Annotated in this window: 27 protein-coding genes; 13 read left to right on the top strand and 14 right to left on the bottom strand. The window is 70.4% G+C overall.

Going from position 1 to position 25052, the window contains the following annotated elements:
- Positions 1-70 precede the first annotated feature (70 nt).
- The 5 genes from ACZ6S6_RS22135 to ACZ6S6_RS22155 all read right to left on the bottom strand — a co-directional run bounded on the left by ACZ6S6_RS22135 (position 71) and on the right by ACZ6S6_RS22155 (position 5527).
- Entirely contained in the window at positions 71-655 is a 585-nt protein-coding gene (locus ACZ6S6_RS22135; protein WP_469706672.1) for a Uma2 family endonuclease, read from the bottom strand.
- Between the two features lie 292 nt (positions 656-947).
- Positions 948-1943: an aldo/keto reductase gene (locus tag ACZ6S6_RS22140; protein WP_362956018.1), complete on the bottom strand. Its 996-nt coding sequence runs from the start codon at positions 1941-1943 to the stop codon at positions 948-950.
- 63 nt (positions 1944-2006) lie between these two features.
- On the bottom strand, positions 2007-3755 hold the full coding sequence (locus ACZ6S6_RS22145) for a serine/threonine-protein kinase (RefSeq protein WP_469706673.1): 1749 nt from the start codon (positions 3753-3755) through the stop codon (positions 2007-2009).
- A 115-nt stretch (positions 3756-3870) separates the two neighbouring features.
- Positions 3871-4848: a prolyl aminopeptidase gene (gene pip / locus ACZ6S6_RS22150; RefSeq protein ID WP_469706674.1), complete on the bottom strand. Its 978-nt coding sequence runs from the start codon at positions 4846-4848 to the stop codon at positions 3871-3873.
- Between the two features lie 79 nt (positions 4849-4927).
- Positions 4928-5527 (bottom strand): hypothetical protein, encoded by a 600-nt coding sequence (locus tag ACZ6S6_RS22155; protein WP_362956012.1) that lies wholly within the window; start codon positions 5525-5527, stop codon positions 4928-4930.
- Between the two features lie 154 nt (positions 5528-5681).
- On the opposite strand from ACZ6S6_RS22155, the gene ACZ6S6_RS22160 reads away from it, so the two are divergent.
- Entirely contained in the window at positions 5682-6173 is a 492-nt protein-coding gene (locus ACZ6S6_RS22160) for a hypothetical protein (protein WP_362956010.1), read from the top strand.
- 49 nt (positions 6174-6222) lie between these two features.
- On the opposite strand, the gene ACZ6S6_RS22165 is transcribed toward ACZ6S6_RS22160, so the two are convergent.
- Positions 6223-7167 carry an aldo/keto reductase gene (locus ACZ6S6_RS22165; protein ID WP_469706675.1) on the bottom strand — a complete coding sequence of 315 codons (945 nt, stop codon included), beginning with the start codon at positions 7165-7167 and terminating at the stop codon, positions 6223-6225.
- A gap of 157 nt (positions 7168-7324) precedes the next feature.
- Between ACZ6S6_RS22165 and ACZ6S6_RS22170 the strand changes: the two genes are divergently transcribed.
- Positions 7325-7966 (top strand): TetR/AcrR family transcriptional regulator, encoded by a 642-nt coding sequence (locus tag ACZ6S6_RS22170; RefSeq protein ID WP_469706747.1) that lies wholly within the window; start codon positions 7325-7327, stop codon positions 7964-7966.
- Positions 7967-8136: 170 nt separating this feature from the next.
- Positions 8137-9102: an endonuclease/exonuclease/phosphatase family protein gene (locus ACZ6S6_RS22175; protein ID WP_469706748.1), complete on the top strand. Its 966-nt coding sequence runs from the start codon at positions 8137-8139 to the stop codon at positions 9100-9102.
- Positions 9103-9146: 44 nt separating this feature from the next.
- Here ACZ6S6_RS22175 and ACZ6S6_RS22180 read toward each other — a convergent pair whose 3' ends face one another.
- On the bottom strand, positions 9147-11699 hold the full coding sequence (locus ACZ6S6_RS22180) for a scabin-related ADP-ribosyltransferase (protein WP_469706676.1): 2553 nt from the start codon (positions 11697-11699) through the stop codon (positions 9147-9149).
- 844 nt (positions 11700-12543) lie between these two features.
- Between ACZ6S6_RS22180 and ACZ6S6_RS22185 the strand changes: the two genes are divergently transcribed.
- From ACZ6S6_RS22185 to ACZ6S6_RS22195, 3 genes are all read left to right on the top strand, one after another.
- Entirely contained in the window at positions 12544-13176 is a 633-nt protein-coding gene (locus tag ACZ6S6_RS22185) for an RNA polymerase sigma factor (protein WP_469706749.1), read from the top strand.
- Positions 13173-14243: a CU044_5270 family protein gene (locus ACZ6S6_RS22190; RefSeq protein ID WP_469706677.1), complete on the top strand. Its 1071-nt coding sequence runs from the start codon at positions 13173-13175 to the stop codon at positions 14241-14243. Before ACZ6S6_RS22185 ends, ACZ6S6_RS22190 begins: the two co-directional genes overlap by 4 nt.
- A 110-nt stretch (positions 14244-14353) precedes the next feature.
- The gene (locus ACZ6S6_RS22195; RefSeq protein ID WP_469706750.1) at positions 14354-14617 is read left to right on the top strand and encodes a chitin binding peritrophin-A domain-containing protein; all 264 of its coding nucleotides are present in this window, start codon (positions 14354-14356) and stop codon (positions 14615-14617) included.
- A 259-nt stretch (positions 14618-14876) separates the two neighbouring features.
- Here ACZ6S6_RS22195 and ACZ6S6_RS22200 read toward each other — a convergent pair whose 3' ends face one another.
- Complete coding sequence (locus tag ACZ6S6_RS22200; protein ID WP_469706678.1) at positions 14877-15668, bottom strand: class I SAM-dependent methyltransferase; 792 nt, start codon at positions 15666-15668, stop codon at positions 14877-14879.
- Positions 15669-15915: 247 nt separating this feature from the next.
- On the bottom strand, positions 15916-16905 hold the full coding sequence (locus ACZ6S6_RS22205) for a helix-turn-helix transcriptional regulator (protein ID WP_469706679.1): 990 nt from the start codon (positions 16903-16905) through the stop codon (positions 15916-15918).
- Positions 16906-17037: 132 nt separating this feature from the next.
- On the opposite strand from ACZ6S6_RS22205, the gene ACZ6S6_RS22210 reads away from it, so the two are divergent.
- A complete protein-coding gene (locus ACZ6S6_RS22210; RefSeq protein ID WP_469706680.1) occupies positions 17038-17436 on the top strand; it encodes a VOC family protein in 399 nt (132 codons plus the stop codon).
- Between the two features lie 15 nt (positions 17437-17451).
- Here ACZ6S6_RS22210 and ACZ6S6_RS22215 read toward each other — a convergent pair whose 3' ends face one another.
- The 3 genes from ACZ6S6_RS22215 to ACZ6S6_RS22225 are packed head-to-tail and all read right to left on the bottom strand — an operon-like array spanning position 17452 to position 19122.
- A complete protein-coding gene (locus tag ACZ6S6_RS22215; protein ID WP_469706681.1) occupies positions 17452-18069 on the bottom strand; it encodes a hypothetical protein in 618 nt (205 codons plus the stop codon).
- A gap of 4 nt (positions 18070-18073) precedes the next feature.
- The gene (locus ACZ6S6_RS22220; protein ID WP_469706682.1) at positions 18074-18313 is read right to left on the bottom strand and encodes a DUF397 domain-containing protein; all 240 of its coding nucleotides are present in this window, start codon (positions 18311-18313) and stop codon (positions 18074-18076) included.
- Positions 18310-19122 (bottom strand): helix-turn-helix domain-containing protein, encoded by an 813-nt coding sequence (locus ACZ6S6_RS22225; RefSeq protein WP_469706683.1) that lies wholly within the window; start codon positions 19120-19122, stop codon positions 18310-18312. Before ACZ6S6_RS22225 ends, ACZ6S6_RS22220 begins: the two co-directional genes overlap by 4 nt.
- Before the next feature lie 82 nt (positions 19123-19204).
- Between ACZ6S6_RS22225 and ACZ6S6_RS22230 the strand changes: the two genes are divergently transcribed.
- The 4 genes from ACZ6S6_RS22230 to ACZ6S6_RS22245 all read left to right on the top strand — a co-directional run bounded on the left by ACZ6S6_RS22230 (position 19205) and on the right by ACZ6S6_RS22245 (position 22254).
- Complete coding sequence (locus ACZ6S6_RS22230) at positions 19205-19633, top strand: hypothetical protein (protein ID WP_362955980.1); 429 nt, start codon at positions 19205-19207, stop codon at positions 19631-19633.
- Between the two features lie 592 nt (positions 19634-20225).
- On the top strand, positions 20226-20804 hold the full coding sequence (locus ACZ6S6_RS22235; RefSeq protein ID WP_469706684.1) for a hypothetical protein: 579 nt from the start codon (positions 20226-20228) through the stop codon (positions 20802-20804).
- Positions 20805-20898: 94 nt separating this feature from the next.
- Positions 20899-21555 (top strand): TetR/AcrR family transcriptional regulator, encoded by a 657-nt coding sequence (locus ACZ6S6_RS22240; RefSeq protein ID WP_362955975.1) that lies wholly within the window; start codon positions 20899-20901, stop codon positions 21553-21555.
- A 69-nt stretch (positions 21556-21624) separates the two neighbouring features.
- A complete protein-coding gene (locus tag ACZ6S6_RS22245; RefSeq protein WP_362955972.1) occupies positions 21625-22254 on the top strand; it encodes a helix-turn-helix domain-containing protein in 630 nt (209 codons plus the stop codon).
- On the opposite strand, the gene ACZ6S6_RS22250 is transcribed toward ACZ6S6_RS22245, so the two are convergent.
- Positions 22190-22948, bottom strand: a complete 759-nt coding sequence (locus ACZ6S6_RS22250; protein ID WP_469706685.1) for a GDSL-type esterase/lipase family protein — start codon at positions 22946-22948, stop codon at positions 22190-22192. The genes ACZ6S6_RS22245 and ACZ6S6_RS22250 overlap by 65 nt on opposite strands.
- Positions 22949-23006: 58 nt before the next feature.
- On the opposite strand from ACZ6S6_RS22250, the gene ACZ6S6_RS22255 reads away from it, so the two are divergent.
- Positions 23007-23996, top strand: coding sequence for a WD40 repeat domain-containing protein (locus ACZ6S6_RS22255; protein ID WP_469706686.1), 990 nt, complete (start codon positions 23007-23009; stop codon positions 23994-23996).
- A gap of 33 nt (positions 23997-24029) precedes the next feature.
- Here the strand turns inward: ACZ6S6_RS22255 and ACZ6S6_RS22260 are convergent, their stop codons facing one another.
- Entirely contained in the window at positions 24030-24425 is a 396-nt protein-coding gene (locus tag ACZ6S6_RS22260) for a PPOX class F420-dependent oxidoreductase (protein WP_362955964.1), read from the bottom strand.
- Between the two features lie 102 nt (positions 24426-24527).
- Here ACZ6S6_RS22260 and ACZ6S6_RS22265 point away from each other — a divergent pair, with 102 nt between their 5' ends.
- The gene (locus ACZ6S6_RS22265) at positions 24528-25043 is read left to right on the top strand and encodes a GNAT family N-acetyltransferase (protein WP_469706687.1); all 516 of its coding nucleotides are present in this window, start codon (positions 24528-24530) and stop codon (positions 25041-25043) included.
- The last annotated feature ends 9 nt before the right edge of the window (positions 25044-25052 follow it).

Raw genomic sequence — 25052 nt, forward strand, 5'->3', positions numbered from 1 at the left:
GCGCCGGCACACACACGATCACGGCCCCGACCGGGTATCCGGTACGGGGCCGTATCGCGTGCGGGCGGGATCAGTCGCGGGGGAAGCCGCCGGTCTCCAGGGTGAGGCCGATGACGGTCGCGGTGAGGTCGATCGGTGTGCCGAAGTCGAGGCTCAGCGCGGATCGGTACTCGTCGTCCTTCGGGAGCGTGTGGAGGTGCCATGTGCCGGTGTACGGGTCGACGATGACGTACACCGGGACGCCCGCGGTGGCGTACGTGGCCATCTTCGGTCCGTAGCCGTTGGCCGCGGTCTGCTTGGAGATGACCTCGGCCACGCATTCGATGTCCTGGTAGCGGAAGTGGCCGTCGGCGTCCGGCTCGGCACCCTCCGCCAGGGCGACGACGTCGGAGGCGAAACCGTTGAGCCGTCCCGGGAAGTCGATGCGTACATCGGACATCAGCTGTCCCCGGGGGTACCTGGCGCGCAACTGCTCGACGATGTCGAGAATGATCTGCCAGTGCGTGCGCCCTTGCGGCGACATGTAGATGTTCCCCTCGACGATCTCTACCTTGAATCCCTCGGGGGTGGGCTCAAGCCACTCGAACATCATGTTCAGGGTGCGCTCGTCGCTGGTGTCGGCCATCTCGATCCTGTCGGTGTCCACGATGGTCATCGTGCCGTTCCTCCCCGCTGCCGCACGGGCGCGGGCAGCCGCGTAGTACAACGATACGCACGGAGACCAGGACACGTCCGCGACTGACGGACCCCAGGGGAACGGCCTCGGGGCAAGGCGGTCCGGGCCTGGCCGCCGGGACGGCGGGCCGGGCGGTTACGCTCGTCGGGTGGACCCCAAGACAAGAAACCGCATTATGGCGGCCGTGCTCGTGCTGATGTTCGTCGTCGTCGCAGCGGCGGCCGCCCTCGGCTGATCGCTCTGCCGGGGACGGCCGCACGCGGGCCCGTTCCTACCAGGCGAAGTTCTCCGGCGACGGACCCGGACCGGGGAAGATCTCGTCCAGGGCCGCCAGCACCTCGTCCGACAGCTCCAGCTCCACCGCGCGCAGCGCGGAGTCGAGCTGCTCGCGCGTACGCGGACCCGAGATCGGGCCGGTGACGCCGGGCCGGGTCAGCAGCCAGGCCAGACCGGCCTCGCCCGGCTCCAGGCCGTGCTTCTGCAGCAGGTCCTCGTACGCCTGGATCTGCGCCCGCACCTTCGGGTCGGCGAGCGCCTCGCCTGAGCGGCCCGAGGTGGACCGGGCGCCGCCGCCCTCGCGCTCCTTGCGCAGCGCGCCGCCGAGCAGCCCGCCGTGCAGCGGCGACCACGGGATGACTCCGAGGCCGTACTCCTGGGCGGCCGGGATGACCTCCATCTCGGCTCCGCGCTGCATCAGGTTGTAGATGCACTGCTCGCTGACCAGCCCGTAGCTGCCGCGCTGCCTGGCGACCTCATTGGCCTGGGCGATCTTGTAACCCGCGAAGTTGGACGAGCCCGCGTAGAGGATCTTGCCCTGCTGGATCAGTACGTCGATGGCCTGCCAGATCTCCTCGACCGGGGTGGACCGGTCGACGTGGTGGAACTGGTAGAGGTCGATGTGGTCCGTCTGCAGCCGCTTCAGGCTGGCGTCCACGGCACGGCGGATGTTGAGCGCGGACAACTTGTCGTGGTTGGGCCAGGGCTCGCCGTCGGCGCCCATGTTGCCGTAGACCTTGGTGGCGAGGACGACCTTGTCGCGGCGGTCGCCGCCCTGGGCGAACCAGGTGCCGAGGATCTCCTCGGTGCGGCCCTTGTTCTCGCCCCAGCCGTAGACGTTCGCGGTGTCGAAGAAATTGACACCCGCGTCCAGGGCGGCGTCCATGAGCGCGTGGCTGTCGCTCTCGTTGGTCTGGGGGCCGAAGTTCATCGTCCCGAGAACGAGGCGGCTGACTTTGAGTCCGGTGCGTCCGAGCTGCGTGTACTTCATGGGGTCAAGCCAACGCCTTGGAGTCCGCTCGAAGCAAGGGCGGAGTTCCGCGGCGCGGCGCTCTCACCCGGTCCGCGGCGCCGCCGGTGCCAGAAGCCGGCCCAGGGCCAGTGCGGTGAGAAGCCAGACGCCGCAGGCGACCGGCAGTGCGCCGATCCCCTGAAGAGGGGTGGCGTAGGCGAGCATCACCCAGGCGAGCAGGCCGTTGGTCCAGCCGCTCATGGAGATGAGCAGGGCGGCGCGGGCCTGGACGCGGAACCGGGCGATGACCTGGTTGGCGATGATCACCCCCGCCGTCAGCGCGGCGACGCAGGCGCCCAACGCGTACAGGAAGAAGGTCGCGTTGAACTCGCGCTCGCCCGTGGCCACGGAGTTGACCGCGGCGCCGACCGCGCCGAGGGCGACCGTGAGCATGATCGTCGAGCCGATCCGACGGGTGAGCGACTTGCTCAGCGGGTCGAACGCGTTGGTGAACCCCTGGGCGCTCGCCATGCCGACCAGGCAGGCGCCGACGGAGAGGATCAGCGTCCCCTGCACGCTGATCGGGGCGCAGAGGAGGATCAGCGCGCACGTCAGCAGTGCCGTGCCCGCACCGGCCAGCCAGGTGGTGGCGACGGTACGGGTGGAGGGGGCGCCGTAGCGCGGCGCCCGCGCCGCGATGCGCAGCCGTCGGGGCGGGGCGGCCGGCGACGGGGCGGGGGGTGCGACCAGCGGGAGCGGTGCGGTGTGCGCGGGGGCCGGTGCGGGGGTCGGTGCGGGGGTCAGCGCGGGCGGGGTCTGCGGACCCCCGCTGCTCGGCACCGCGCTGTACGGCACCGCGCTGTACGGGACCGAGCCCAGGACCGTGGGGGCGGCGGGGTCGCCGGGGATGCCGGTGGCGGGCGGTGCGGGTGTGGCTACGGGTGCGGGTGCCGGAGCCTGCGGGGCTTCGGCGGCCAGGAGGGTCGGGGGGTGCCCTGCCGTCCCAATCGCTGCGCGCAGCAGCTCCGCCACCTCGTCCGCGTCCTTCGGGCGGTCGTCCGGGGCCTTGGCCAGTAAGCGCAGGATCAGCGCGTCGAGCCCCGGGAGGCCGGCGAGCTCCGGTCGGCGGGCGCTCGGCGGCTCGGGGATGTCGCCGAGGTGCTGGGCGAGCACCGCCGTACCGGCCCCGTCGAACGGGGGCCCGCCGGTGAGCAGCGTATGGAGGAGGCAGCCGAGGGAGTACAGATCGCTGCGGTTGCCGAGCACGTCGGGTGCCCGGATCTGCTCCGGCGACATGTAGAGCGGGGTGCCGATCACGAACCCGACGGCGGTCAGGTCGGTACGGGTCATCGAGGCGGCCGGGGCGAGCATCCGGGCGATGCCGAAGTCGAGGATCTTGATTGTCCCGGCCGCGGTGAGCAGGATGTTGGCCGGCTTGATGTCCCGGTGCACAATCCCCGCCCGGTGGGCCGTCCCCAGCCCCGTACAGATCTCGACGCCCCAGGCCATTACCTCGGCGGGCGAGGGGAGTCCGGGGCGCCGGCTCTCCAGCACGGCGCCCAGATCGCGCCCCTGGAGGTGCTCCATGACGAGGTAGAGGACGCGTTCCCCCGCCACCCGCGCCTCGCCGAAGTCGTGCAGGGTGACGATGTGCGGGCTCGACAGGCCGCCCACCACCCGGGCCTCGCGGGCGAAGCGGGTCGCCGAGGTGTCCTCGTCGATGCGGGGCAGGACCTTGACCGCGACCTTGCGGCCGATCCGCTCGTCCTCGGCCTGCCAGACCCGGCCCATACCGCCCGAACCGATCGGCTCGGTCAGCCGGTATCTGCCGTCAAGAATCTCACCACGCATCGGAAGCCCCCCGCTCAACTCAATTGCGATGCCCGCTACATGGTTGCCCAAGCGTCGTTTCTCGGCCCCGTGTTCGGTGATACCGGACCCGCTCTGGTTGGTGGCGGCGGGGCCGCTACCTGTCCGCGAACCGGTCCAGCGCCGCCAGCACCGCGCGGCTCGTCGCCGCCCCGCCGAGATGGCCCGCGTCGTCGATCACGGTCAGTTCCGCGTCCGGCCACGCCTTCGCCAGCTCCCACGCGGTGATCAGCGGGCCGCCCAGGTCGAAGCGCCCGTGCACCAGCACGCCCGGGATTCCCGCCAGCCGCCCGGCGTCCCGGATCAGCTGTCCCTCCTCCAGCCAGGCGCCGTGCGAGAAGTAGTGCGCGCAGATCCGCACCAGTGCCTGCTGTGCGCGTGCGGGCCGGCCGCTGTACGGCGGCGGTCCGGTGTACGCCTCCTGGGAGAGCACCGCGTCCTCCCACGCGCACCAGTCGGCCGTCGCCCGCGCCCGTACCTCCGGGTCGGGGCTCTCCGTCCGCCGGGCGTACGCGGCGAGCACGTCCTCGGTCGCGTCGCTCGCGGCCTCCGGGACCCCGGCCAGGAACAGGTCCCGCGCCTCGGGGAAGATCTGCCCGGCGGCCCGGTACAGCCAGTCGATCTCGGAGCGGCGGGTCGTGGTGACGGCCGGGATCACGATCTCGCTGACCCGCTCCGGGTACCGCTCGGCGTACGCGAGGATCAGCGTCGAGCCCCAGGAACCCCCGTACAGCAGCCACCGGTCGATGCCCAGCCGGACGCGCAGCCGCTCCATGTCGGCGATCAGCCGGTCCGTCGTGTTGAACCGCATGTCGGCGGCCGGGTCGCTCGCGTGCGGGGTGGAGCGGCCGCAGCCACGCTGGTCGAAGAGGATGACCCGGTAGCGGTCCGGGTCGAAGTACTGCCGGGGCCGTTCCGTGCACCCCGAGCCCGGTCCGCCGTGCACGACGAGGGCGGGTTTGCCGGCCGGGTCGCCGCACGCCTCCCAGTACACGAGGTTGCCCTCACCGACGTCCAGCATCCCGTGCTCGTACGGCTCGATCGGCGGGTACTTCTCGTCCGGGCGGCGTTCCACGGCGGTGTCTCCTCGGCTCGCGGCGTACTCGGCGTACAAAAGGGGAACAGGCTGGGAGGGCAGGAGTCGTGACGGCGGCTCAGCCCTTCACCGCCACGTGGTACGCGGACGCCCACAGCACCACCGCGGAGCCCAGCCCCACCACGGCCCGCACGCTCTCGCTCGACCGGCCGGCCGCGATGAGCACGAACCCGACGATCGCGACGACGCCCAGCAGGACCGCCGTCCCCTTGTACTGCCACTGGTCGTAGAAGCGCGCGAGCGGGAAGAAGTGCAGGCCCACGACCAGCGCGATGGCGGCCGGGATGAACTCGGGGCGGCCCGAGGCGTTGGACGCCGAGATCACCGCGAAGATGGCGGCCACCTCGACGACGTTCACTATGCCGACCGCGCGTGCCCAGTTCGCCGGCAGGCTCACCAGGCGGGGCGAGGGGGCGGCGCCCTTGCGGTAGGCGAGCACGATCGCCACCGCGGTGAGCGGCACGGCGATGATCTCAAGGGCGACGGCCGCGCCCGATGACGCCAGTCCGGACGCACCGGCGAAGGCCCAGACCACGGCGAACACCGACAGGACGAGCGTGCCCCTGCGCCGGAGGTTCCGGGTGAGCGCGGCGCACTCGGCATCGTCGGCCGAGGGCGTGGAGGGCGTCGATGGCGTCGATGGCGTGGTGGAGGTCATGGGCGGACAGTACAACGATCATCCTGTCGGTCCGGCGGCTTCCGTCAGGCCGCCCGGCTCGGGCCGATGGCACTTCGAGGTGACGTCAGCCGGCCGGGAGTTCGGCCCCGGCGGGCCCGATCCGCGGTTCCGCCCGGCGGCGTAGCGTAGGAGCGTGAACGCGACTCCCGAGGTACTGGCCGTGCTCGACGATCTGCTCGCCACCGCGGCCCCCGACGCCCGCGGAGCACTCTGGCAACTGGACCGGCAGGGAAGGGAGCTGGACGCCAACCTGGTGCGCCTCCCGCCGGGCGCGGAGGTCGGCGAGCACCAGGAGGACGTGCTCGACGTCCTCCTGGTGGTCCTCGCGGGCGGCGGCCGCCTCACCCCGGCCGGTGGCGGCACGCCGCTGGAGCTGACCCCGACGACGGTCACCTGGCTGCCCCGCACCTCGCGGCGCGCCCTGGCCGCGGGCCCGGACGGTCTCGTCTACCTCACGGTCCACCGCCGCCGTCCGGGCCTGGCCATCAAGCCGACGGTGTCCGCGCGGGAGGGCGGCGAGGCTCCGTGCTCCCTGGACAGGGTGTGCCCGGAGTGCGGCCGCATGTCCCAGGAGTCGGCGCCGAAGTACTGCGGCGAGTGCGGGGAGCGGTTCCCGGAGCGCTGAGCGGCGGGGCCGGCCGGCGGCCGGGGCGCCCGCGGCCGCTGAGTGACCGTCAGCCGAGCGGGACGTCGGCGGACCGTGACTCGACGGCGTCCAGCGTGGCCAGCGCGGCGTCGTCGAGGTCGATCGTCCCGGTGGCGACGTTCGCCTCCAGATGGTCCGCGTCCGCGGTGCCCGGAATGAGCAGCGTGTTCGGCGTGTGGTGCAGCAGCCAGGCGAGGCCGACCTGTGCGGGGGTGCGGCCGAGGGACTTCGCGGCGGCGATCACGGCCGGTTCGTCGGTCACCTTCGGCAGCCGGGGGAAGGCGCCGCCGAGCGGGAAGAACGGCACCCAGGCGATCTGCTCCTCGGCGCAGAGCCGCAGCATCTCCTCGTCGTCGCGCGTCACCAGGCTGTAGAGATTCTGGACGCAGACGATCCCGGCGGGCAGGGCCCGGCGCAGCACGTCCAGGGTGACGGCGCTCAGGCCGATCGCACCGATCTTGCCCTCGTCCCGCAGCGCGGTCATCACGGCGAGCTGGTCGTCGAGGTCGACCACCTGGTCGCCCTCGGCGACCAGGCCCGGCCTGGTGTCCAGGCGGCGCAGGTTCACCACGGGGATCCGGTCGAGGCCGAGGGATTCGAGGTTGGCCTCGACGGCGGCCCGCAGTTGCTCGGGCCGCTGTGCGGGGCGCAGCGGAATGGTGGCGCCGGGGTCGGGGTCGGCGCCGACCTTGCTGACGACCACGACGCCGTCCTCGGGGCGGAACGCGTCGCGGATGAGCCCGTTGACGAAGCCTTCGCCGTAGAACTGGGCGGTGTCGACGTGGTCGATGCCGAGCTCGACCACGCGGCGCAGGAGCGCGATCCCCGCGTCGCGGTCGTCGCGCAGGCGCTCCAGTTGCATCGCGCCGTAGCCGATGCGGGAGACCGTGAGGTCCCCGAGCGTCCCGGCGCCTCCGGCGCGCGGAGTGCCGGTGGCCGTGAGCTGGGGGGAGGGGGAGCCGGTCGCAGTCATGGGATTCCGTCCTCATGAGAAGATGGAGAAGCGGAGGAGCCTCCGTGTAATCGACTGTAACACTCTTATCGGAGGGTCCTCCGTTTTGAAGTCCGCCGACCCGACACCCCCTGATCCGGCGCCCGGTGCGACACCCACCGACCCGGCGCCCGACCGGATACTCCCCGACCCGGCGCCCGGTGCGACGTCCCCGGGAGCCGGCCCCGGCAAGAAGCCGCGCGCCCCCCGCGTCGACGCGCTGCGCAACCGGGACAAGCTCGTCCGGGTCGCCGGGGCCGCTTTCGCGGCGGCTGACGGCACCGTCTCGCTCGAAGGCATCGCCCGCGAGGCCGGCGTCGGCATCGGCACGCTGTACCGCCACTTCCCGACCCGCGAGGCCCTGGTGGAGGCGGTGTACGCCGCCGAACTCGACGACGTCGCCGCCAGCGCCCCCGCCCTGCTCCAGGTGCTCGCGCCGGACGCGGCGCTCCGGGCCTGGATCGAGCGCTACGCCGCGTTCGTCGCGACGAAGCGCGGTATGGCGGACACGCTCCGCGCGGGCTGGGCCTCGGGGCGCATCGCCACCCCCGCCACCCGGGAACGCATCACCACCGCCATCGCCACGATCCTTGCCGCCGGGGCCGCAGACGGGTCGCTCCGCGCCGACGTCGAGCCGGGGGACATCACCGTGATGCTGCTGGGGATCTTCCTCTCCGGCAGCGCCGCCACCGGCGGCACCGCCTCCGAGCAGACCGGACGGCTGATCGATCTCGTCATGGACGCACTGCGGCCGACAACGGCGCGCGGCACCCCCTCATGACGGAAGAGACGCCAAGAACGACACAGACGGAACAGACGGAACAGACGGAACAGGCCGAACAGAGCGAGCCGACGGAACAGGCGGAACAGGCGGAGCCGACCGGACACGCGCGACGGGCGGCACAGCCCAAGACGGCGGCGCGGGCCGGTTCGCCCTGGACGCGGGGCCGGGTGCTCGCGGCGTCGGCCGCCCTCGTCGCCGTACTCCTGGCGTTCCCCCGAGTGATCCCCAACCGGGCCTTCCACGCGGGGAGTCTGCTGGAGTCCTTCCTCCCCTGGCTGGGCCTGGCGGTCGTCCCGCTGCTCGCTCTCGCCCTGCTGCGCCGCTCGGCCACGGCCCTGTCGGCGCTGCTGCTTCCGGTGGCGGCCTGGACGTACGCCTTCGGCGCCCTGCTCCTGCCCGGTACGGGTCCCGGTGCGGATGACCTGGTCGTGGTGCAGCACAACGTGAGCGACGAGAACACCGACCCGGCGGCCACGGCCCGCACCCTGGCGGAGGCCGGGCCCGATCTCATCGCCCTGGAGGAACTGCTCCCGGCGGCACGTCCGGTGTACGAGAGGACCCTCGCCCCGGACTACCCGTTCCACGCGGTCCGGGGCACCGTCGCCCTCTGGTCGAGGCACCCGCTCTCGGGAACCCGCCCGGTGGACATCAAGCCTCGTGGCATAACGGAGTCCTGGCAGCGCGGACTGCGGACCGTGGTCCGCACCCCGCACGGCGACGTCGCGGCGTACGTCGCGCACCTTCCCTCGGTACGGATCGGAGCCGGCGGCCTGACATCCGCCCGGCGCGACGAGAGCGCCGAGCTGCTGGGCCGGGCCGTCGCCGCAGAGAAGGTCGGCACGGTGATCCTGCTGGGCGACCTGAACGGCACGGTCGACGACCGTGGGCTGACCCCGCTGACCTCCCAACTGAACGTATCGGAGCGTGGGTTCGCCTTCAGCTTCCCGGCGTCCTTCCCGCTGGCCCGGATCGACCAGGTGATGGCGCGGGGCGCGCAAGTCGGTCCCCTCCGCACTCTGCCCGAGACCGGCAGCGACCATCTTCCGGTCGCCACACGGATCTCGCTCGCCCCGTCCCCCGGGGGTCGCGAGCATGGCACTGCGACCGGTTCAGATGAACATCAAGGCTCTTGACGACCCGGTGGTGAGGTGTAGCCGTTCCCTCGCGGTTGCGGCTGTCAGTCCCGATCTTCCGGCTCCAGGTACCACTTCTCGTTCGCCACGTACTCGCCCCACGAGCCGTCCGGCTGGAGCTTCCAGACGCCCTTGATGTACCCCGAATCGATCCCGCCGGGGAAGGAGATCTCATTCTCGCCGGCCCAACGGCTCTTGTCCCCGAAGGTTTTGTTGACGTCGATGCCACCCGGCGGATCGATGTCGTAGCGGTACTGCGCCGATTCGTAGAGCAGATCCGGTTCGGTGTTCGTCGTTGTCGAGACGAACGCGGATTCCGTGTTGGACATGACGTAGTTGTACAGATTGGTGTTTTTGGGATTTTTCGGCTCGAAGCCTTCGAGGAAGATCTCCTCGGGGGAACGGTCGTCGAAGCGGTACAGGGGCTCGTCCGAGTCGCGCCACACCACTTCGTCCGGGAGGCCCGACGTATCCACCTCGGTGGTCGCCACCTCAGGATGAGGGTTGCGCTTCCCGCGGTTGCATTTGTCCGGCGCTGACCCGGGCTCGGGCTTGCTCTGCGGCTGATGGTCCGGCTCGGTGGTGATCTCGTCCGTCGCGTCATCGAACGCGTCGACACCGGGGATGGTGGATCCGGGCAGCCCCTCCATGATGGCCAGGGGGACGGCGCCGCCGATTGCGAGCGTGGTGCCGCTGTAGGTAACCGGCTTGCCGGCCCCGGCCGAGGCGAGTGTGTAGCGTCCGCTGCCGGTTGCGCCGGGGGTCAGGCTGCCGTAGAAGGCGACGTTGTTGTCCCGGCAGTCGTCCTTGTCCTCGTCGGACTTGTCGTCCTTGTCCTTGTCCTTGTCGTCGTCTTTATCCTCGTCGGACTTGTCATTGTCCTCGCCACCGCTGGAGCCGCCCGAGGTCGAGGGGCAGCCGCTCAGGCCCCACTGAGACCCGGCGCCCGTGGGGTTGCAGGGCGGCTTGCCGCCGCTTGAGCTACCGCCGCTGCTGGAGCTGCTGCCGCCGCTGCTTGAGCTGCCGCCGCTTGAGCTACCGCCGCTGCTGGAGCTGCTGCCGCCGCTGCTTGAGCTGCCGCCGCTTGAGCTGCCGCCTCCTGAGCTACCTCCGCTTGAGCTGCCGCCTCCTGAGCTGCTGCCTCCGCCGGAGCTGCCTCCGCTTGAGCTGCCTCCGCCGGAGCTGCCGCCGCTGCTGGAGCCGCCTGACGTCGAGGGGCAGCCGCTCAGGCCCCATTGAGACCCGGCGCCCGTGGGGTTGCAGGGGGGCTTGCCGCCGCTGGAACTACCGCCGCTGGAACTACCGCCGCTGCTGGAGCTGCCGCCGGAGCTGCTGCCGCCGCTGCTGGAGCTGCCGCTGCTTGAGCTGCCTCCGCTGGAACTACCGCCGGAGCTGCCGCCGCTGCTGGAGCCGCCCGAGGTCGAGGGGCAGCCGCTCAGGCCCCATTGAGACCCGGCGCCCGTGGGGTTGCAGAGGGGTTTGCCTCCGCTGGAACTACCGCCGCTGCTGGAGCTGCCGCCGGAGCTGCTGCCGCCGCTGCTTGAGCTGCCGCCGCTGGAACTACCGCCGCTGGAACTACCGCCGGAGCTGCTACCTCCTCCGGAGCTGCCGCCGCTGCTGGAGCCGCCCGAGGTCGAGGGGCAGCCGCTCAGGCCCCATTGAGACCCGGCACCCGTGGGGTTGCAGAGGGGTTTGCCTCCGCTGGAACTACCGCCGCTGCTGGAGCCGCCGCCGGAGCTGCTGCCACCGCTGGAGCTGCTACCACCGCTGGAGCTACCTCCGCTTGAGCTGCTGCCGCCACCGGAGTCACCGCCACCGTCACTGCCTCCGCTTGAGCTGCCGCCGGAGTCACCGCCACCACTGTTCCCGCCACCGGAGTCACCCCCGCCGTTGCTGCCACCGCCGGAGTCACCCCCGCCGGAATTCCCACCACCGCTGTCACCGCCGCCGTTCGAACCGCCGCCGGCGTCCCCACCGTCCGCGACCGTGGTGGATTCGCAGTCGCTGCCCATGATGTTGCAGACCGCCGTCTGGAGTCTGTCCGAGATCTGCGGCCCTACGCCGCTGAACAGCAGCGCGCCGATGATGAGGGCGACCAGGCTGATCAGGCCGACGTACTCGACCGTCGACTGGCCACGGTTACGCCGCCAGGTGATCAGGTGCGGAACGGACGGCGTCCCCTCCCGGCGGAACCGCTCCAGCGTCCAGCGCGGCCTCACGGCCCGCTGCTCCGAGGGCAGTTGGAACCACCTCCGGCTGCCGCCCGCGCTGATCAGCGCCAACAGGGCACCCGGCAGCACCATTTGGGTGAAGCCACGCTCCGAGCCCGCGTAGAGATTGATGACGCTGCCTATCAGCAGCCACGCCTGGAGCCCGATCAGCGCGAGCCAGACGACCCTCCCGCCGGTCCACAGACGCCGCGCCAGGATCGCCGCTGCGATCCCCGGCACCATCGCGTACAGCGCCAGCAGACTGATCGTCGGCGTGATGCGGGTACCCAGCTCCAGCAGTGAGTTCAGCACACCGACGCCGCCCAGCAGCGTCAGGCCGAACACCAGATACAGGAGGACCCGTGTCGCGACAAGCGAACGCGGCAACTCCCACCTCTGTGTCGGTACGCCGACCTGGAACGCCAGGTGCTTTGAGTCCAACAACGGAATACCCTTCTACCAGGCTGCGGTAAAGCCCGGGTCCCCCGATCCGGCTGTGGCGCGTGAAGCCGCCACGCTACGTGCACGCAAGGCCCAATTCGAAGGGTCCACGGGCCCACCCCCGGACCCAAGTTGGGCCGGTCGCCGCGTCTCACCTGGTCCTTTCTGTACCAAGCGGGCGTCGGCCGGGGCGGGATGGCCGATAACTCTCTGTTCGGAGCTCTCTCCCACGTATGGGGTCCTTACGAGCCGACATGAGGAACACCGCGTCAATGGCGAAGCGGCCGGCGGTGGGCCTGGTGGATGGTGTCGGTGATGGTCAGGCCGACCTAGTAGGACAGCAGCCACCGGCCCCGGCGGGAGAGCCAGTCGAGGAAGGCATGGGTGCCGACGCGGAGTCCTGACGACACCCGGTACCCCGGCACGGCGCGCTGTCGGACCGCTGTTCAGTGCGCCGTGCCGGGGCTCAACGGTCGCGCAGTTCCAGGCGCGAACGGTGTCACGGGCGCCGGGACACCGGCCCCCGCCCCGTCACACGCGGCCCGTACGCTCTTCCGGGCGGACGGCACCGTCAGCCCCCGCCGCCGACCGCTGCTGCTGCTGCAAGAAATTGTGGCGCGAGTCACAGGAACGGGCGCGAGGTCGCGGAGAGATACCGGGTGTGAGGGAACCACCAGAATCAAAGGCCCCGGAGAATCCCCGAGGCACCGAAGGTGCCGAAGGCACCACAGGCACTGAGGCCCCGGAGGCCGCGGAGGCCGCGGAGGCCGCGGAGGCCGCGGAGAACGAGATGCGCCGGCGCCTGCACGCAGGGGAGCGCGAGGCCTTCGCCGAGTTGTACGAGAGCTGCGCCCAGGCCGTCTACCGTCACGCGCTGCGGCTGACAGGTGACTGGTCGACCGCCGAGGACATCATGGCGGACACCTTCCTGGCCGCCTGGCAGGGCAGAGAGCGGCTGGAGGAGGGCCGGGGCTCCGCGCTGCCCTGGCTCCTCGGCATCGCCACACACAAGTGCGAGAACACCCGGCGGGGGCTGCGCCGGCGGCTGGCCTTCCTGGCCCGTCAGCCACCGCCCGCCAACGTCGCGGACTTCTCGGCGGAGGCGGCGTCCCGACTGGACGACCGGAGCCGTCTGCGCGCCGTCCCGGCGGCCCTGGGTCAACTGCGGCGCCAGGAAAAGGAAGTGCTCTCCCTGTGCGTGTGGTCCGGACTGGACTACGAGCAGACCGCCGAGGCGCTCGGCATCCCGGTGGGCACGGTGCGCTCCCGCCTCTCCCGCGCCCGCAAGAGACTCGCGCGGATCGCGGAAGAGACGGAACGCGCGCAACGCCCGCGCAAAAACCTGGAACCCGCGAGAGTCCGCGGAGAGGTAAGGAATACAGCCGCAATCGCGGCCCAGCCCGTGCGGGAGGAAACCCCATGAACCGCGAAGACGCCGCCTCTCCTGAGAACAGGAACGACGACGAAGCCCGGCACCTGGCCCGGCTGCTTCCTCCTCCGGTGACCGAGGACCTGTCGCCCGAGCGATTCCGTCACCAGAAGGAACTCTTGATGAACCACATCGACGCCGACTCCCGTCGTGACAGTCCGGCTCGGCCCACCACCCGCCCCACCAGCCGGTTCCTGCGCCCCGCCCTTCTCGTCCCCGTGTCGGCGATGGCCCTGGCCGGAATCCTCGCGGGCGGTCTCGCCCTCGGTACGGACAACGAGGACCGGACGACAACGGCGACGGCCACCCAGGGCACGGACAGCCTTCTCCACCGCCTCTCGACCGTCGCCCTCACGAGTGAGGCGCCCGTCGTGCGGGACGACCAGTTCCTCTACACCCGCTCCAAGGCCCGGGAGACCGATATCAGCAGCGGCAAGGCCGTACTGAGCCCGCTGACCGAGACGGAGGGCTGGGCGCCGCAGGACCCGCGTCCCCTCAAAAAGATCGGACTGACCCGGGTCAATGGCGAGGATTCGGTCAGTAACGCCGAGCTCGGGGACGACAACGGCACCCCCGCCGGACTGTCCCGCCCCACCTACCACTGGCTCGCCTCGCTGCCCACCGACCCGGACGAACTCCTGGCCTACCTCCGTACTCACGTCCGGAAGGATGCCGAGCTGGAGACCGACCAGACCGTCTTCGAGCAGATCGGCATCCTGCTCGGCGGGCTGTTGCCGCCGAAGACGGCCGCGACCCTCTACCGTGCGGCGGCGAACATCCCGGGCGTCAAGGAGGCACCGGACGCCAAGGACGCCATAGGCCGCACGGGCCTCGGCATCACCCGCGAGGACACCAAGCACGGCGACCGCACCGAATGGGTTTTCGACAAGGACGACTACTCCTTCCTCGGCTCCCGCCAATACCAGACGAAGGACGTCCCGTACGCGAAGGCCGGGACCCTCCTCTACAGCACCGCCGAGATCGAGCGCGCCATCGTCGACAAGGCCGGACAGGTCCCGGGCAAGGCCCCCGGGTCCACCGGGAAGCAGCAGGCCGGCTGACCACTACGCGCGTCTCCGGAGATGCGCGGGAGATTGCGGGGCTCGGTCCGCCCCACTCATCCGGGGCGTAACCACATCGCCGTGAAGATCGTTTTGCGGGCATGAATCGAATGCATCGAACCGCAGCCGCAGTGCTGCTTGCTCTTGCCGGCTTCGCGTATTCGGCCCCGGCGCAGGCGGCTGCCGAAGTTCCCGCTTGTACTCAGGAAGGCTTCTTTCCCAATCCGGGCGATCAGTCCAAGTTCTACCGATGCGTGGACTTCGGAGGTGAAGGCACGGAATTTACGCGCTTCGATTTCGAGTGCGGGCCCGGAACGCTCTATCACCCCGAACTTGTGACGTGCGTCCACCCGTGGCAGATGCCCCCGCAGTAGTCCGCACCTGGTGCCCGCCCCCGGACTCGACTCGGGCATCTCTGCGGATTCCTTCCGGGTCTCCCCGAGGGGCGCGCGTCACTGGCCGTGGGACGAGGGGGCGACTCCATCGGGGGTCATGCAGGGCGGGCCGCCGGACCACCACGGGCCAGGAGCTCGTCGGCGGTGCCAAGGGTCCCTCTGATACGGCGGGTGACTTCGGCGCGCTGGGCGACGATCGGCGGAGCCCGCACGGCACTTGGCCGCCCCCACGGCCGGGTCAGCCCGGCTTGACCGCCAGCGTCGCAAAGTAGCTCGACATGTATTGAGCGGATGCGTTGGACTGGTCCGGTGCTTCTGCGAAGCCGCTGAGGACGAACCCTGCGGCGAGTTGCCCGCCGATCTGGTCGGTGAGGGTGTGGCTGTATTCGAGAGCGGCATCCGCGCCGAACTTCGTGGCGCGTTCCTCGGCGGAGTAGTGCGTGACGTCGCTGTAGGGCAGCTTGTGCGCGACGACCAGCTCGCCGCGCTCGTCGAGGGCCTCGTGGTCGAACAAGTAGGCGTCAGGGTTGAGGAAGCCCGCGAGCAGAGTTCCGCCCGGTCGCAGGACGCGGAAGCACTCACGCCACACCGGTGCCAAGTCGGGTGCGAACAGGTTCGAGACCGGATGGAATACGACGTCGAATGTCGCGTCGCCGAAGGCGCTGAGGTCGCGCATGTCACCCAGGACGGTGCGCAGGTTAAGTCCGTCGCGCTCCGCCACCGTCCGGTCCTGGCCGAGCTGGCGGGGCGAGTTGTCGAACACGGTGACCCGCGCCCCTGCGGCGGCGAGGATCGGACCCTGCTGGCCGCCGCCGGAGGCCAGGCACAACACGTCCTTGCCGGTCAGGTCCGTCGGCAGCCAGGAGCGGTCGACCGGCTCACGCCCGATGAGGACAATCGACCAGTCGCCCGTGCGGGCGCGCTCGACATCCTCAGCACTCACCGGCCTCGACCACTCGTTGCCCTCCTGGACATACTTGTCCCAGGCCGCCCGATTGTGGGCACCGGGGTCGACGACACGGTCCTGCACGTTTAACTCCCTGCGCTACAGCCAAGCGGGCACCAGCGGTACCGACAGTTCGGCGCCGCCAGCCAACACGATCACAGGTGTTGGCTCAACGGAATTAGCGGGCTCTGGCCACCATGGCTCGACGGTTGTGGCCTGGCGCTGCGGTCCGGGAAGGCCGGCGTCGGCGCATCGACGGTAGAACCGGTACAGCGGATCGCGGAGCCCCGAGCCGGCCCCGGCGTAGCGAAAGCCCCGCCCCCCGCCCCTGTCAGGTCTGCCGGGCGCAGGACGTCAGGCGGCCGGCGAGCGCGATGACGAGGTCGCGCAGTTCGTCGGGGCGTTCGATGACGAACGGCCGGTCGAGCGACGCGAGTACCGGCGGGAGCCAGTCGAGCTCCTCCACGCGCAGCTCGACGCGCATCCAGGCCCCGGTCACCGGATCCGCGCCCGGCACGGGGGCGACCTCTTCCAGGGTCGCCACGCTCGCCGGGAGGCGGGCGCGGATCTGCTCGGCCGTTCCTTGGATGCGCAAGGTCACCTCGTACCGGTACTCGGCCGTGGCGAACCCCGACAGCACGCGCTGTGCGGGATCGAGTCCGGCGGGCACCTCGAACGAACCGGGCAGGGTCCTCGCGCCCGCGATGCGGTCGAGCCGGAAAGTCCGGTCCTCACCGATCGCGGGGTCCGCGCCCGTGACGTACCACCGACCGGCATGGGCGACGATCCCGTAGGCGTGCAGCGGGCGTTCGCTGTGCCGGCCGTCGCGGTCGGTGTATCTGATCGAGAGCGGACGTCGGTGACGTACCGCGTCCGCGACCGTGAGCAGCACCTCGGCATCCGGATGGGCGTACTCGCCCGGCGGAGACGTGAACTCCAGGGATTCCAGGACGGTGTCGAGCCTGCGGGCCACCCGCTCGGGCAGCACCCTGCGGATCTTGGCCGCCGCTGTCTCGCTCGCCGTGTCCGCCGTCGTCATCAGCCCCGTCCGGCGACCCGCGACCAGGCCGAGCAGCGCGGCCAGCGCCTCGTCGTCGCTGAGCATGAGCGGAGGCAATCGGTATCCGGGGGTGAGCCGGTACCCGCCGTAGCGGCCCCGTACCGCTTCCACCGGCACGTCGAGGTCGATCAGCTGGTCCACGTACCGCCGCACGGTCCGCCCGTCGACACCGAGCCGGTCGGCGAGTTCGGCCACCGTCCGGATACCGCCCGACTGAAGCAGCTCCAGGAGGGTCAGCACGCGCACGGTGGGTCGGGACATGTTAAGAGCTTAATGCGAATACCGTCGGATACCGGGCGGATTCTGTCCACTATTCGTCCTAGCCTGTGGAGTGCAAGGGCTCCACCGGGGGCTCCACCGACACCGACCGACCTTTTGACCTGGGAGAACACCATGGACTTCGTCTCGATCCGCATCATCACCGACGACGTCGCGCGTCTCGTCGAGTTCTACGAGAAGGCCACCGGGGTGTCCGCGACCTGGTCCACCGAGGACTTCGCCGAGATCGGTACCCCCGGCGCCACGCTCGCGATCGGCAGCACCCGCACCGTCCCGATGTTCGCTCCGGGCTCCGCCCGCCCGGCGGACAACCACAGCGTGATCCTTGAGTTCCTCGTCGACGACGTGGACCGGGTGTACGAGAACCTGACCGGCCTCGTCACCGACTTCGTCAACGAGCCCACGACGATGCCCTGGGGAAACCGGGCGCTGCTCTTCCGTGACCCCGACGGCAACCTCGTCAACTTCTTCACCCCGGTCACCCCGGCCGCCGTCGAGAAGTTCGCCCGTTGACACCGAGCACGGTCACTACTTCCGGGCGGGGAAGGCCTCGTCGAGTGTGGGCAGCGAGAGGTGGTCGGTCGTCAACGCGTCCAGAACGTCGTCGAGGCGCAGGTAGCGGCCTTGATGGACCGCCGGTGTGACCTTGCCGATCGTGCCGGCTTCCTTGAGGCGGAAGACGGTCCACGGCCGGGGGAAGGGGCTGCCGTCCAGGGCCTCGCCGTCGCGCGTGATCCGGCGCGTCTGCGCGGACGCGTTCCGCGTGCCGTCGATCTCCTGGTTGATGGTCTCCACCGAGTCGACACCGAAGACCAGACCCGTACCGCCGGGCCGGTACATCACGAGCATCTTGGGGCGGGCCAGCCCGACGTGCTTGCTGTCCATGGGGCATACGTACGCACTGTGTGCGGCGAGATCGTCCATGGTTTGCTTGCTTGCGGGCACGATCACCGCGTGCTCCTGGAGGGAACGGAACCAGCCGAGTGCGGCTTCCTCCTCCCAGACGAACTTGTTGCGGTTGCGGGCCACCGGGTCAGCGGCCAGCCCTCTGGACGCCATGAGTTCGATATTGCGTGGCGGACGTGACACCAGTTGCCCGAAGTCGGCTCGGGTGATGACTTCGGGCAGTTCGTCGAACCAGGACATTGCGCTAGAACTCCATGTGTTGGATGAAGACCGACCAAGCGGCGGGGGACAGAGCGAGGGCGGGGACGGTGCGGTCCTTGGAGTCGCGGACGTGAACGGTGTGGGGGCAGGTGGCGACCTCGACGCAGTTACCGCCGTTCGTGCCGCTGTAGCTGGACTTGGACCAGGAGAGGGCGACCTCGACGCAGTTGCCGCCGTTCTGGCCGCTGTAGCTGCTCTTGAACCACTTCAGGTCAGTGCTCATAGTCCTTCTGCTATCTGCTTGATCAGCCTGCGCGACTCTTCCAGCCCGTGAGCCTGGGTCCGGAGCATGCCATACGTCGCAAACAAGTCTCCCAGTTGAGGTTGTTCACTGACAACGAAGTTCCGGCCCTGCACCTCCAGGTACGCCAGCCGTCGCCGGTCGTCGGTCTCCAGCAGGATGAAGGACCCGCTCAGCCCGGCGTGTGTTTCCCGGTTGGGTGACATCACCTGGATGTGCACGTTCCGCAACTCGCTCATTTCAAGGAGGTGCTGAAGCTGCGCCCGATGCACGTCCCGTCCCCCGATGGGGCGAGTGATCGCGCTGATTTCCAGAATGAAGCTGATGTCCGGTAGTGGCTTGCGGGTCAGCAGGGTCTGCCGCGCAAGACGGCCCGCTACCAGTCTCTCGATCTCGTCGTCATCGAGCGGCGGGCAGGCTGCCTGGTACAGGGCGTAAGCGTGCGCCTCTGTTTGCAGCAGTCCGGGCATGATGCTCTGCTCGTACTCGTACCGCGCCACGGCCTTGGCTTCTTCCTCGGCGAACGGTTCGAACCAGGAGGCCAGGTGACCGAACGACAATTTCACCGCCGCCGCGATCAATGCGCCCTTGGCACCCACCGCCGCGTCCGCCTTCGGTACGAAATTTCCCTTCGGAGGCCGTTGCCCCCGTTCCACCATCGCCACCTGCGACTTGGAGAAGCCGATCTTCGCGCCTAAGCCCTCCTGCGACAGCCCGGCCAGTTCGCGGTAGTGCCGCAGCAACGCCCCGAACATCTCGGCGTTCCCGCCGCCGGTACTACTGGAGTGCACAGCCCCACCCCCCAAGTGCACAGCAGTGCACAAACGCCTTGTGTCCCTGGTCACGGTACGTGTGGACGCCGACGCTTTACGTATGGAACCGAAAACTTCACCTGACCTGATGCCCGCCTGGATTCCCGCGAGGGGGCACGCCCTGCGCCATGCCGGGATCTACTTCGACGCCGTACGGATCATCGGGCTGCTGGGCGAGCAAGTGGCGTACGAGGTCATGCAGTTCACCGATTTCCAGGCGGGTCCCATCATCCGGTCCCTGATCGGGGAGCGGAGTACGTACTTCCTGGTGCCGCCCGGCAGCGCCCGCAGCCACAGGTGGCCCGCCGGGGCCGACGCGTTCGTGCGGGGGGAGGGCGCGGCGTTCGTCGGGGTGCCCGCTGTGGAGGGGCTGACGTATCCGCTGGACTGGCGTTCGCTGCCCACCGCCCAAGTCCCGTTCGTGGATACGGAACTGCTGTTCGAGCTGCTCAACGGTGTGGTGGAGGCGGAGAATTGTGAGGTAACGTGATTGCGTCGTTACGCTCCGTGCGCATTCGCGCATGGGGCGGCCCCCGGGGGTGCTACCAACACCCGGCCGAGGGCCTTCACCCCACGATGGATTCAGAGGTCCACCGAGAATGCTTTTTCATGCTATCTCGCCGTCCTACGGCTATGTGAAGGCGTCCCACGATGTCATCCGGCATCCGCGCCTCGGCAGTGACGCGAAGGTCTTGATCACCTACGTGCAGGGGCTGCCCCCGGGGCGGGCCGAGCGGGCGTTGAGCGATCACGCCAAGTGGATCGGGATCACTGGGCGTGCGTACCAGAAGGCCAAGGCGCAGCTCAAGGAAGACGGGTTCGTGCACGAGTGGCGGCGGCAGAACGACGGAGGGCTGTGGGTGACCGATCAACTCGTCAGCAACGTGTCGCTCTCCGCCGGGGAGGCCCGGAGGTTCCGGGACGCGAGAGCGGAATCACCGCAGGTGGGACCGAGTAGTCACTATCCGACGGTCGGTTATCCGGGTACTCGGTCGGCCGGTGGTTACCTACCGGTTGATGAAGAACGTGAGAAGAACTCAACCCACCCACCCTCCGAGGCGGTTCGGAATTCGATTGAGCCTGTGGAGAGCGAACCGGCGAGCGAACCGGCTCGCGAACCGGAGGTCGAAGCCGAAGTCGGCCCGGAGCGCGACGCTGAGGTCGTCGAGGCCGAACGCGTACTGCTCTCGCTCCGGCACGCCCACCCTCAGCTCCACCTCGGCGTCCGCGAGGCCCGCGGTCTGGCCGAGGCCGCTGCCGACTGGCTTCGGCGCGGGGTGAAGGCGGCGGAGCTGCGGCTCGCGCTGGTCAGCGAGTTGCCGTCGGGCGGGGTGCGGTCGGCCGTGGGGTTCCTGCGGTACCGGCTGGTGCAGAAGCTCCCGGAGCCGGTGTGCGTGGCGGCGTCCGCCCCCGCGGCGCCCGCGCCCCGGCCGCCTGTCGCCTGTGAGGGGCCGGGGTGGGAGCACGTGTTCCGGCCCCGGGGCGAGGAGACGGTGTGCCCGCCGTGTGCGCAGGAGGCCGCGTGGCGGGCGCACGCGGCCAAGTGGGCCGTGTACGAACCCGATCGGGACGAGGAGGACTTCGAGGCTGCCGAGCCGCTGCCCTGGCGGGAGCGGGTCGCGGCGGTCCTCGCGGAGGACGCGGCCGGCCGCGCCGACTGAGGCGTACGGCCGTTCGCTGGTGTGGCGGTTCCACCGCTGACGCGGTGGAGCGAGGAGAGTGGGCCCGGGGGCCTGGACGGACTGAGGAGGACCGGTGGTGGACGCCATGGTTGACCGATGGGACGGAGTTCGGGAGACGAGGGACCCGGTGCGGTGCCGTGAGCAACTGATGGCGGCCGCGCGTACCTTGTTCGCCGTGTACGGGTACGCCCGTACCTCCGTCAAGGACATCTGCGCCGCGGCGCACGTACAACAGCGTGATTTTTACCGCGAGTTCGAATCGCGTGAGGCCTTGCTCGTCGACCTGTACGACGAGGTGGCGATCGGCGGGATGCGGGCGGTCGAGGTGGAGCTCTCGGCCGAGGGCATGGACACCTGTCCGACGGACGAACGGATCCGCAGGCTCTTCGGCGCCTATGTGCAGGTCGTCACCCGGGACGCGCAGGCGGCGAGGGTGGCGTTCGTCGAGGTGCTCGGCGTGAGCCGGGCGATGGACGACCACCTCGCGATGTGGCGGGCGGTGTGGGTCGAGTTCCTGACCCGCGAGGCCGAGCGCGCCGCGGAGCAGGGCCATGGGGCGGACGGTGATCTCACGGTCGTCGTGAAGGTGCTGACCCGCTCCGTCGACGAGCTCCTCGCCCACCACGGGCGCCGCCCGCGCCAGGTGCCGGGCGACTGGCTGACCAGCGAGCTGACCAGGATGTCGCTGGCCATGATCGGTCCGGGTGCCGCGCCCGGGGTCCCCGCATGACAAAGCCGGTTGCCGGACCGGCAAGCGGAGGCATGATGCCGGACCGGCAGGCGGAGGCATGATGGAGGAATGGCAGTACATGAGCACGCGGCGGAAGACGGCGGCACGGCGGACGGCGACTTCTCGTCCGTCCTGACGGGCGTGGGGCCGCGGCTGCGCGCGCTGCGGACGGAGCGCGGTACGACGCTGGCCCAGCTGAGCGAGACCACCGGGATCTCGCTCAGCACGCTGTCCCGGCTGGAGTCCGGCGGCCGCAAGCCGACCCTGGAGCTGCTGCTCCCGCTGGCGAAGGCGTACGGCGTGCAGCTGGACGAGCTCGTCGGCGCGCCGGACACCGGTGATCCGCGGGTCACGTTCCGCCCGTTCAACCGGCACGGCATGACGTTCGTGCCGCTGACCCGGCACATCGGCGGGGTGAACGCGTACAAGCAGGTCATGCCCGGCCTGACGGGCCCGCCGGGTCCGGTCGAGCAGCGGGTGCACGAGGGGTACGAGTGGCTCTACGTGCTGTCGGGGCGGCTGCGGCTGGTGCTGGGCGAACACGACCTGGTGCTGAAGGCGGGCGAGGTGGCCGAGTTCGACACGCGTACACCGCACTGGTGGGGCAACGTCGGGCCGGAACCGGTGGAGTTCCTCAGCCTGTTCGGACCGCAGGGGGAGCGGATGCACGTACGGGCGAAGCCGACGGGGAAGCAGTGACGGGCCGGTCCGCCGCCGGGACGTACAGGCCGCCCAGCCCCCATGCCTGGTGCATCGCGTCGGCGTAGGCGGCCGCGAGCCGGTGCTCTCCGGACAGTCCGGGATGCGTGCCGTCGTAGGTGTCCGTGTGGATGTCGTAGCCCGGCGGGCGGGACGCCAGCAGGATCGGGGACATCGGCTCGTCGAGGTCGGCCACGGCCTTGGCGAGGAGTTCGTTGAAGCGGTCGCACTCGGCGGCGAAGGGGGCGTCGGACTCGGCCCGGATGTTCGGTATGACGGGGAGCAGCACGCACCTGATGTGCGGGTTCGCGGTGCGCGCCGCCGCGAGGAACGCGCGGGCGTTGCGGGCGGTCTGCTCGCTGTCCGTGTAGAAGCCGAGGTCGATCAGGCCGAGCGAGACGAGCAGGATGTCCGCGCGGTGCGCGGCGACCGTGTCCGCGATCACCGGGGCCATGTGCAGCCAGCCCTCGCCCCAGCCGGCCAGGTGGTGGCGGGCGGCGGCGGGGAAGGCCGGGGCGCCGTACGCGTACGAGGCGGGGGTGCCCGTGCCGGTGTCGTACAGCTCGGTGCGCGGGCCGACGATCGCGTACGGTCCGTCGAAAGCCGCTTCGAGGTGCTGCCACATGCGGTAGCGCCACGTGAAGTCGCCGGCGCGTCCGATGGTCATGGAATCGCCGACGAACATGAAACGCATGGCGCCATCATGGCCGATCATGGCTCCGGCCTGCGACGTGACGGTGGACACTTGTGCCATGCGCTCGTATCGACTGACTGCCTTCGGCGCCGCCGCGCTCCTGTCCCTCGCGGCGGCGGTGCCCGCCGTGGCCGACGACGGCGGGGCCGACCGGAGCTTCACGATCAAGGACCCGCGGATCACCGAGTCCAGCGGACTGGCCGCCAGCCGGGCCCATCCGGGGATCTACTGGACGCACAACGACAGCGACGACGGCCCGTACGTCTTCGCCGTCGACTCCCGGACCGGGAAGACCGTCGCGACGATCACCATGAAGGGCGTCGGGGAGCCGCGCGACGTGGAGGCGATCTCACTCGGACCGGACGGGAACCTGTACGTCGGTGACATCGGCGACAACCTGGACGGCAGCTGGGACCACGTCTGGATCTACCGCTTCCCCGAGCCGAAGGTGCTGCGGGACGCGACGGTCCGCGCGACGCAGTTCGACGTGAAGTACGCGGACGGGCCGCGCAACGCGGAGTCGTTGATGGTCCACCCGAAGACCGGGCGCGTGTACATCGCCTCGAAGAAGGAGGGCGGCGGCGGGCTCTACGAGGGGCCCGCGAAGCTCACGGCCGGCTCGGACAACATCTTCCGGCGGGTCGGTGAGGTGCCGTGGGTGACGGACGGGGCGTTCTCGCCGGACGGGAAGGAACTGGTGCTGCGCTCGTACTTCAGCGCGCGCGGCTACGCGTTCGCGAACGGCAGGCTCGGGAAGGACTACCCGGTCGAGTCCCCGCTGCTGAGGCAGGCCGAGTCGGTCACGTACACGGTCGACGGCTCGGCGCTGATGTACGGCTCCGAGGGTGAGCAGAGCGATGTGGTGCGGGTGGACCTGAAGAACGGCGGCGAATCCGGCCGTACCGGGGTGAAGTCACCCTCGTCCGCCGGGGCGGCCGGTGACAGCGACGGCGCGCCGGTGAAGGGCACCACGCTGACGGGGATCGCGGTGCTCGCCGGGATCGGTCTGCTGCTGGTCCTGGGCAGGAAGCGGCGCAGGAAGAGCTGACAGGAGCGCCTTGCCCCGGCTGCGCCCGGCCCGTCATGCGTCGAGCGGGCGGATCTCGTAGTGCAGGGTCCTGTCGCGCTTGAGCCGGTGGGTGAGCGGGACGAGCACGCCGTGCATGACCGGGTACTTGCGGGACAGCATCCGGGCGGCGTGCGTGTTCTCCTTCGAGCCCGCCTGGAGGAGGCGTGCGTGGGCGGTGATCTGGGGGCCGGTAGGCCTGCCGCGTACCGTGCACGGGCCGATTCTCACCGTGGGGTGGTTGCGCATGCGCTCCACCTTCCAGGCCGACGAGAACGTACGGATGTAGGCGTGATCGCCCTCGACGGCGATGTTGACGGGGGTGTCGGCATGCGTTCCGTCCTGCCGCCGGGTGCTGAGGAGGACGGCGTACTGCTTCACGAAGGGCTTGAGCTCAGGGATCGTGTCCATACCTTCCATGATCCACAGGCCGGGCGCCGTGTCATTCCCGGGCGCACGGCCGGACGAGCGTTTCGCGGCTGCCGCCGGGCCCGGTAGTAAGATCATCCGCTTATGACGACTGACACCGGGCCCGTGCCCTTCTCCACCCCACGCCTGGACGCCCAGCCCCTGCGGGTGGCGCACGCGGACGAGATGGCGGCCGTACTCTCCGACCCGGCCCTGCACACCTTCACCGGCGGCGCCCCGGAGGACGCGGACGCCCTGCGGATCCGCTACGCCCGCCAGTGCGCCGGCTCCCCGGACCCGGCCGAGCGGTGGTGGAACTGGGTGCTCAGGGTGCGCGGCGACGACCGCCTGGCCGGCTATGTGCAGGCGACGGTGAACCTGGCCGACGCGCAGGCGGAGATCGCCTGGGTGATCGGGTCCGGATGGCAGGGCCGGGGCTACGCCAAGGAGGCGGCCGTGGGCCTCGTGGCGCACCTGCTGGACGGGGGAGCGGTGCGTACGGTCGTCGCCCACATCCACCCCGACCACGCGGCGTCCGCAGCGGTGGCCGCCGCGGCGGGGCTGGTGCGGACCGAGGAGTGGGAGGACGGCGAGGCGCGGTGGCGGCTGGACGCCGCCTGAGCCCTCGTC

It is taken from the genome of Streptomyces sp. NPDC048671, from assembly GCF_055587045.1.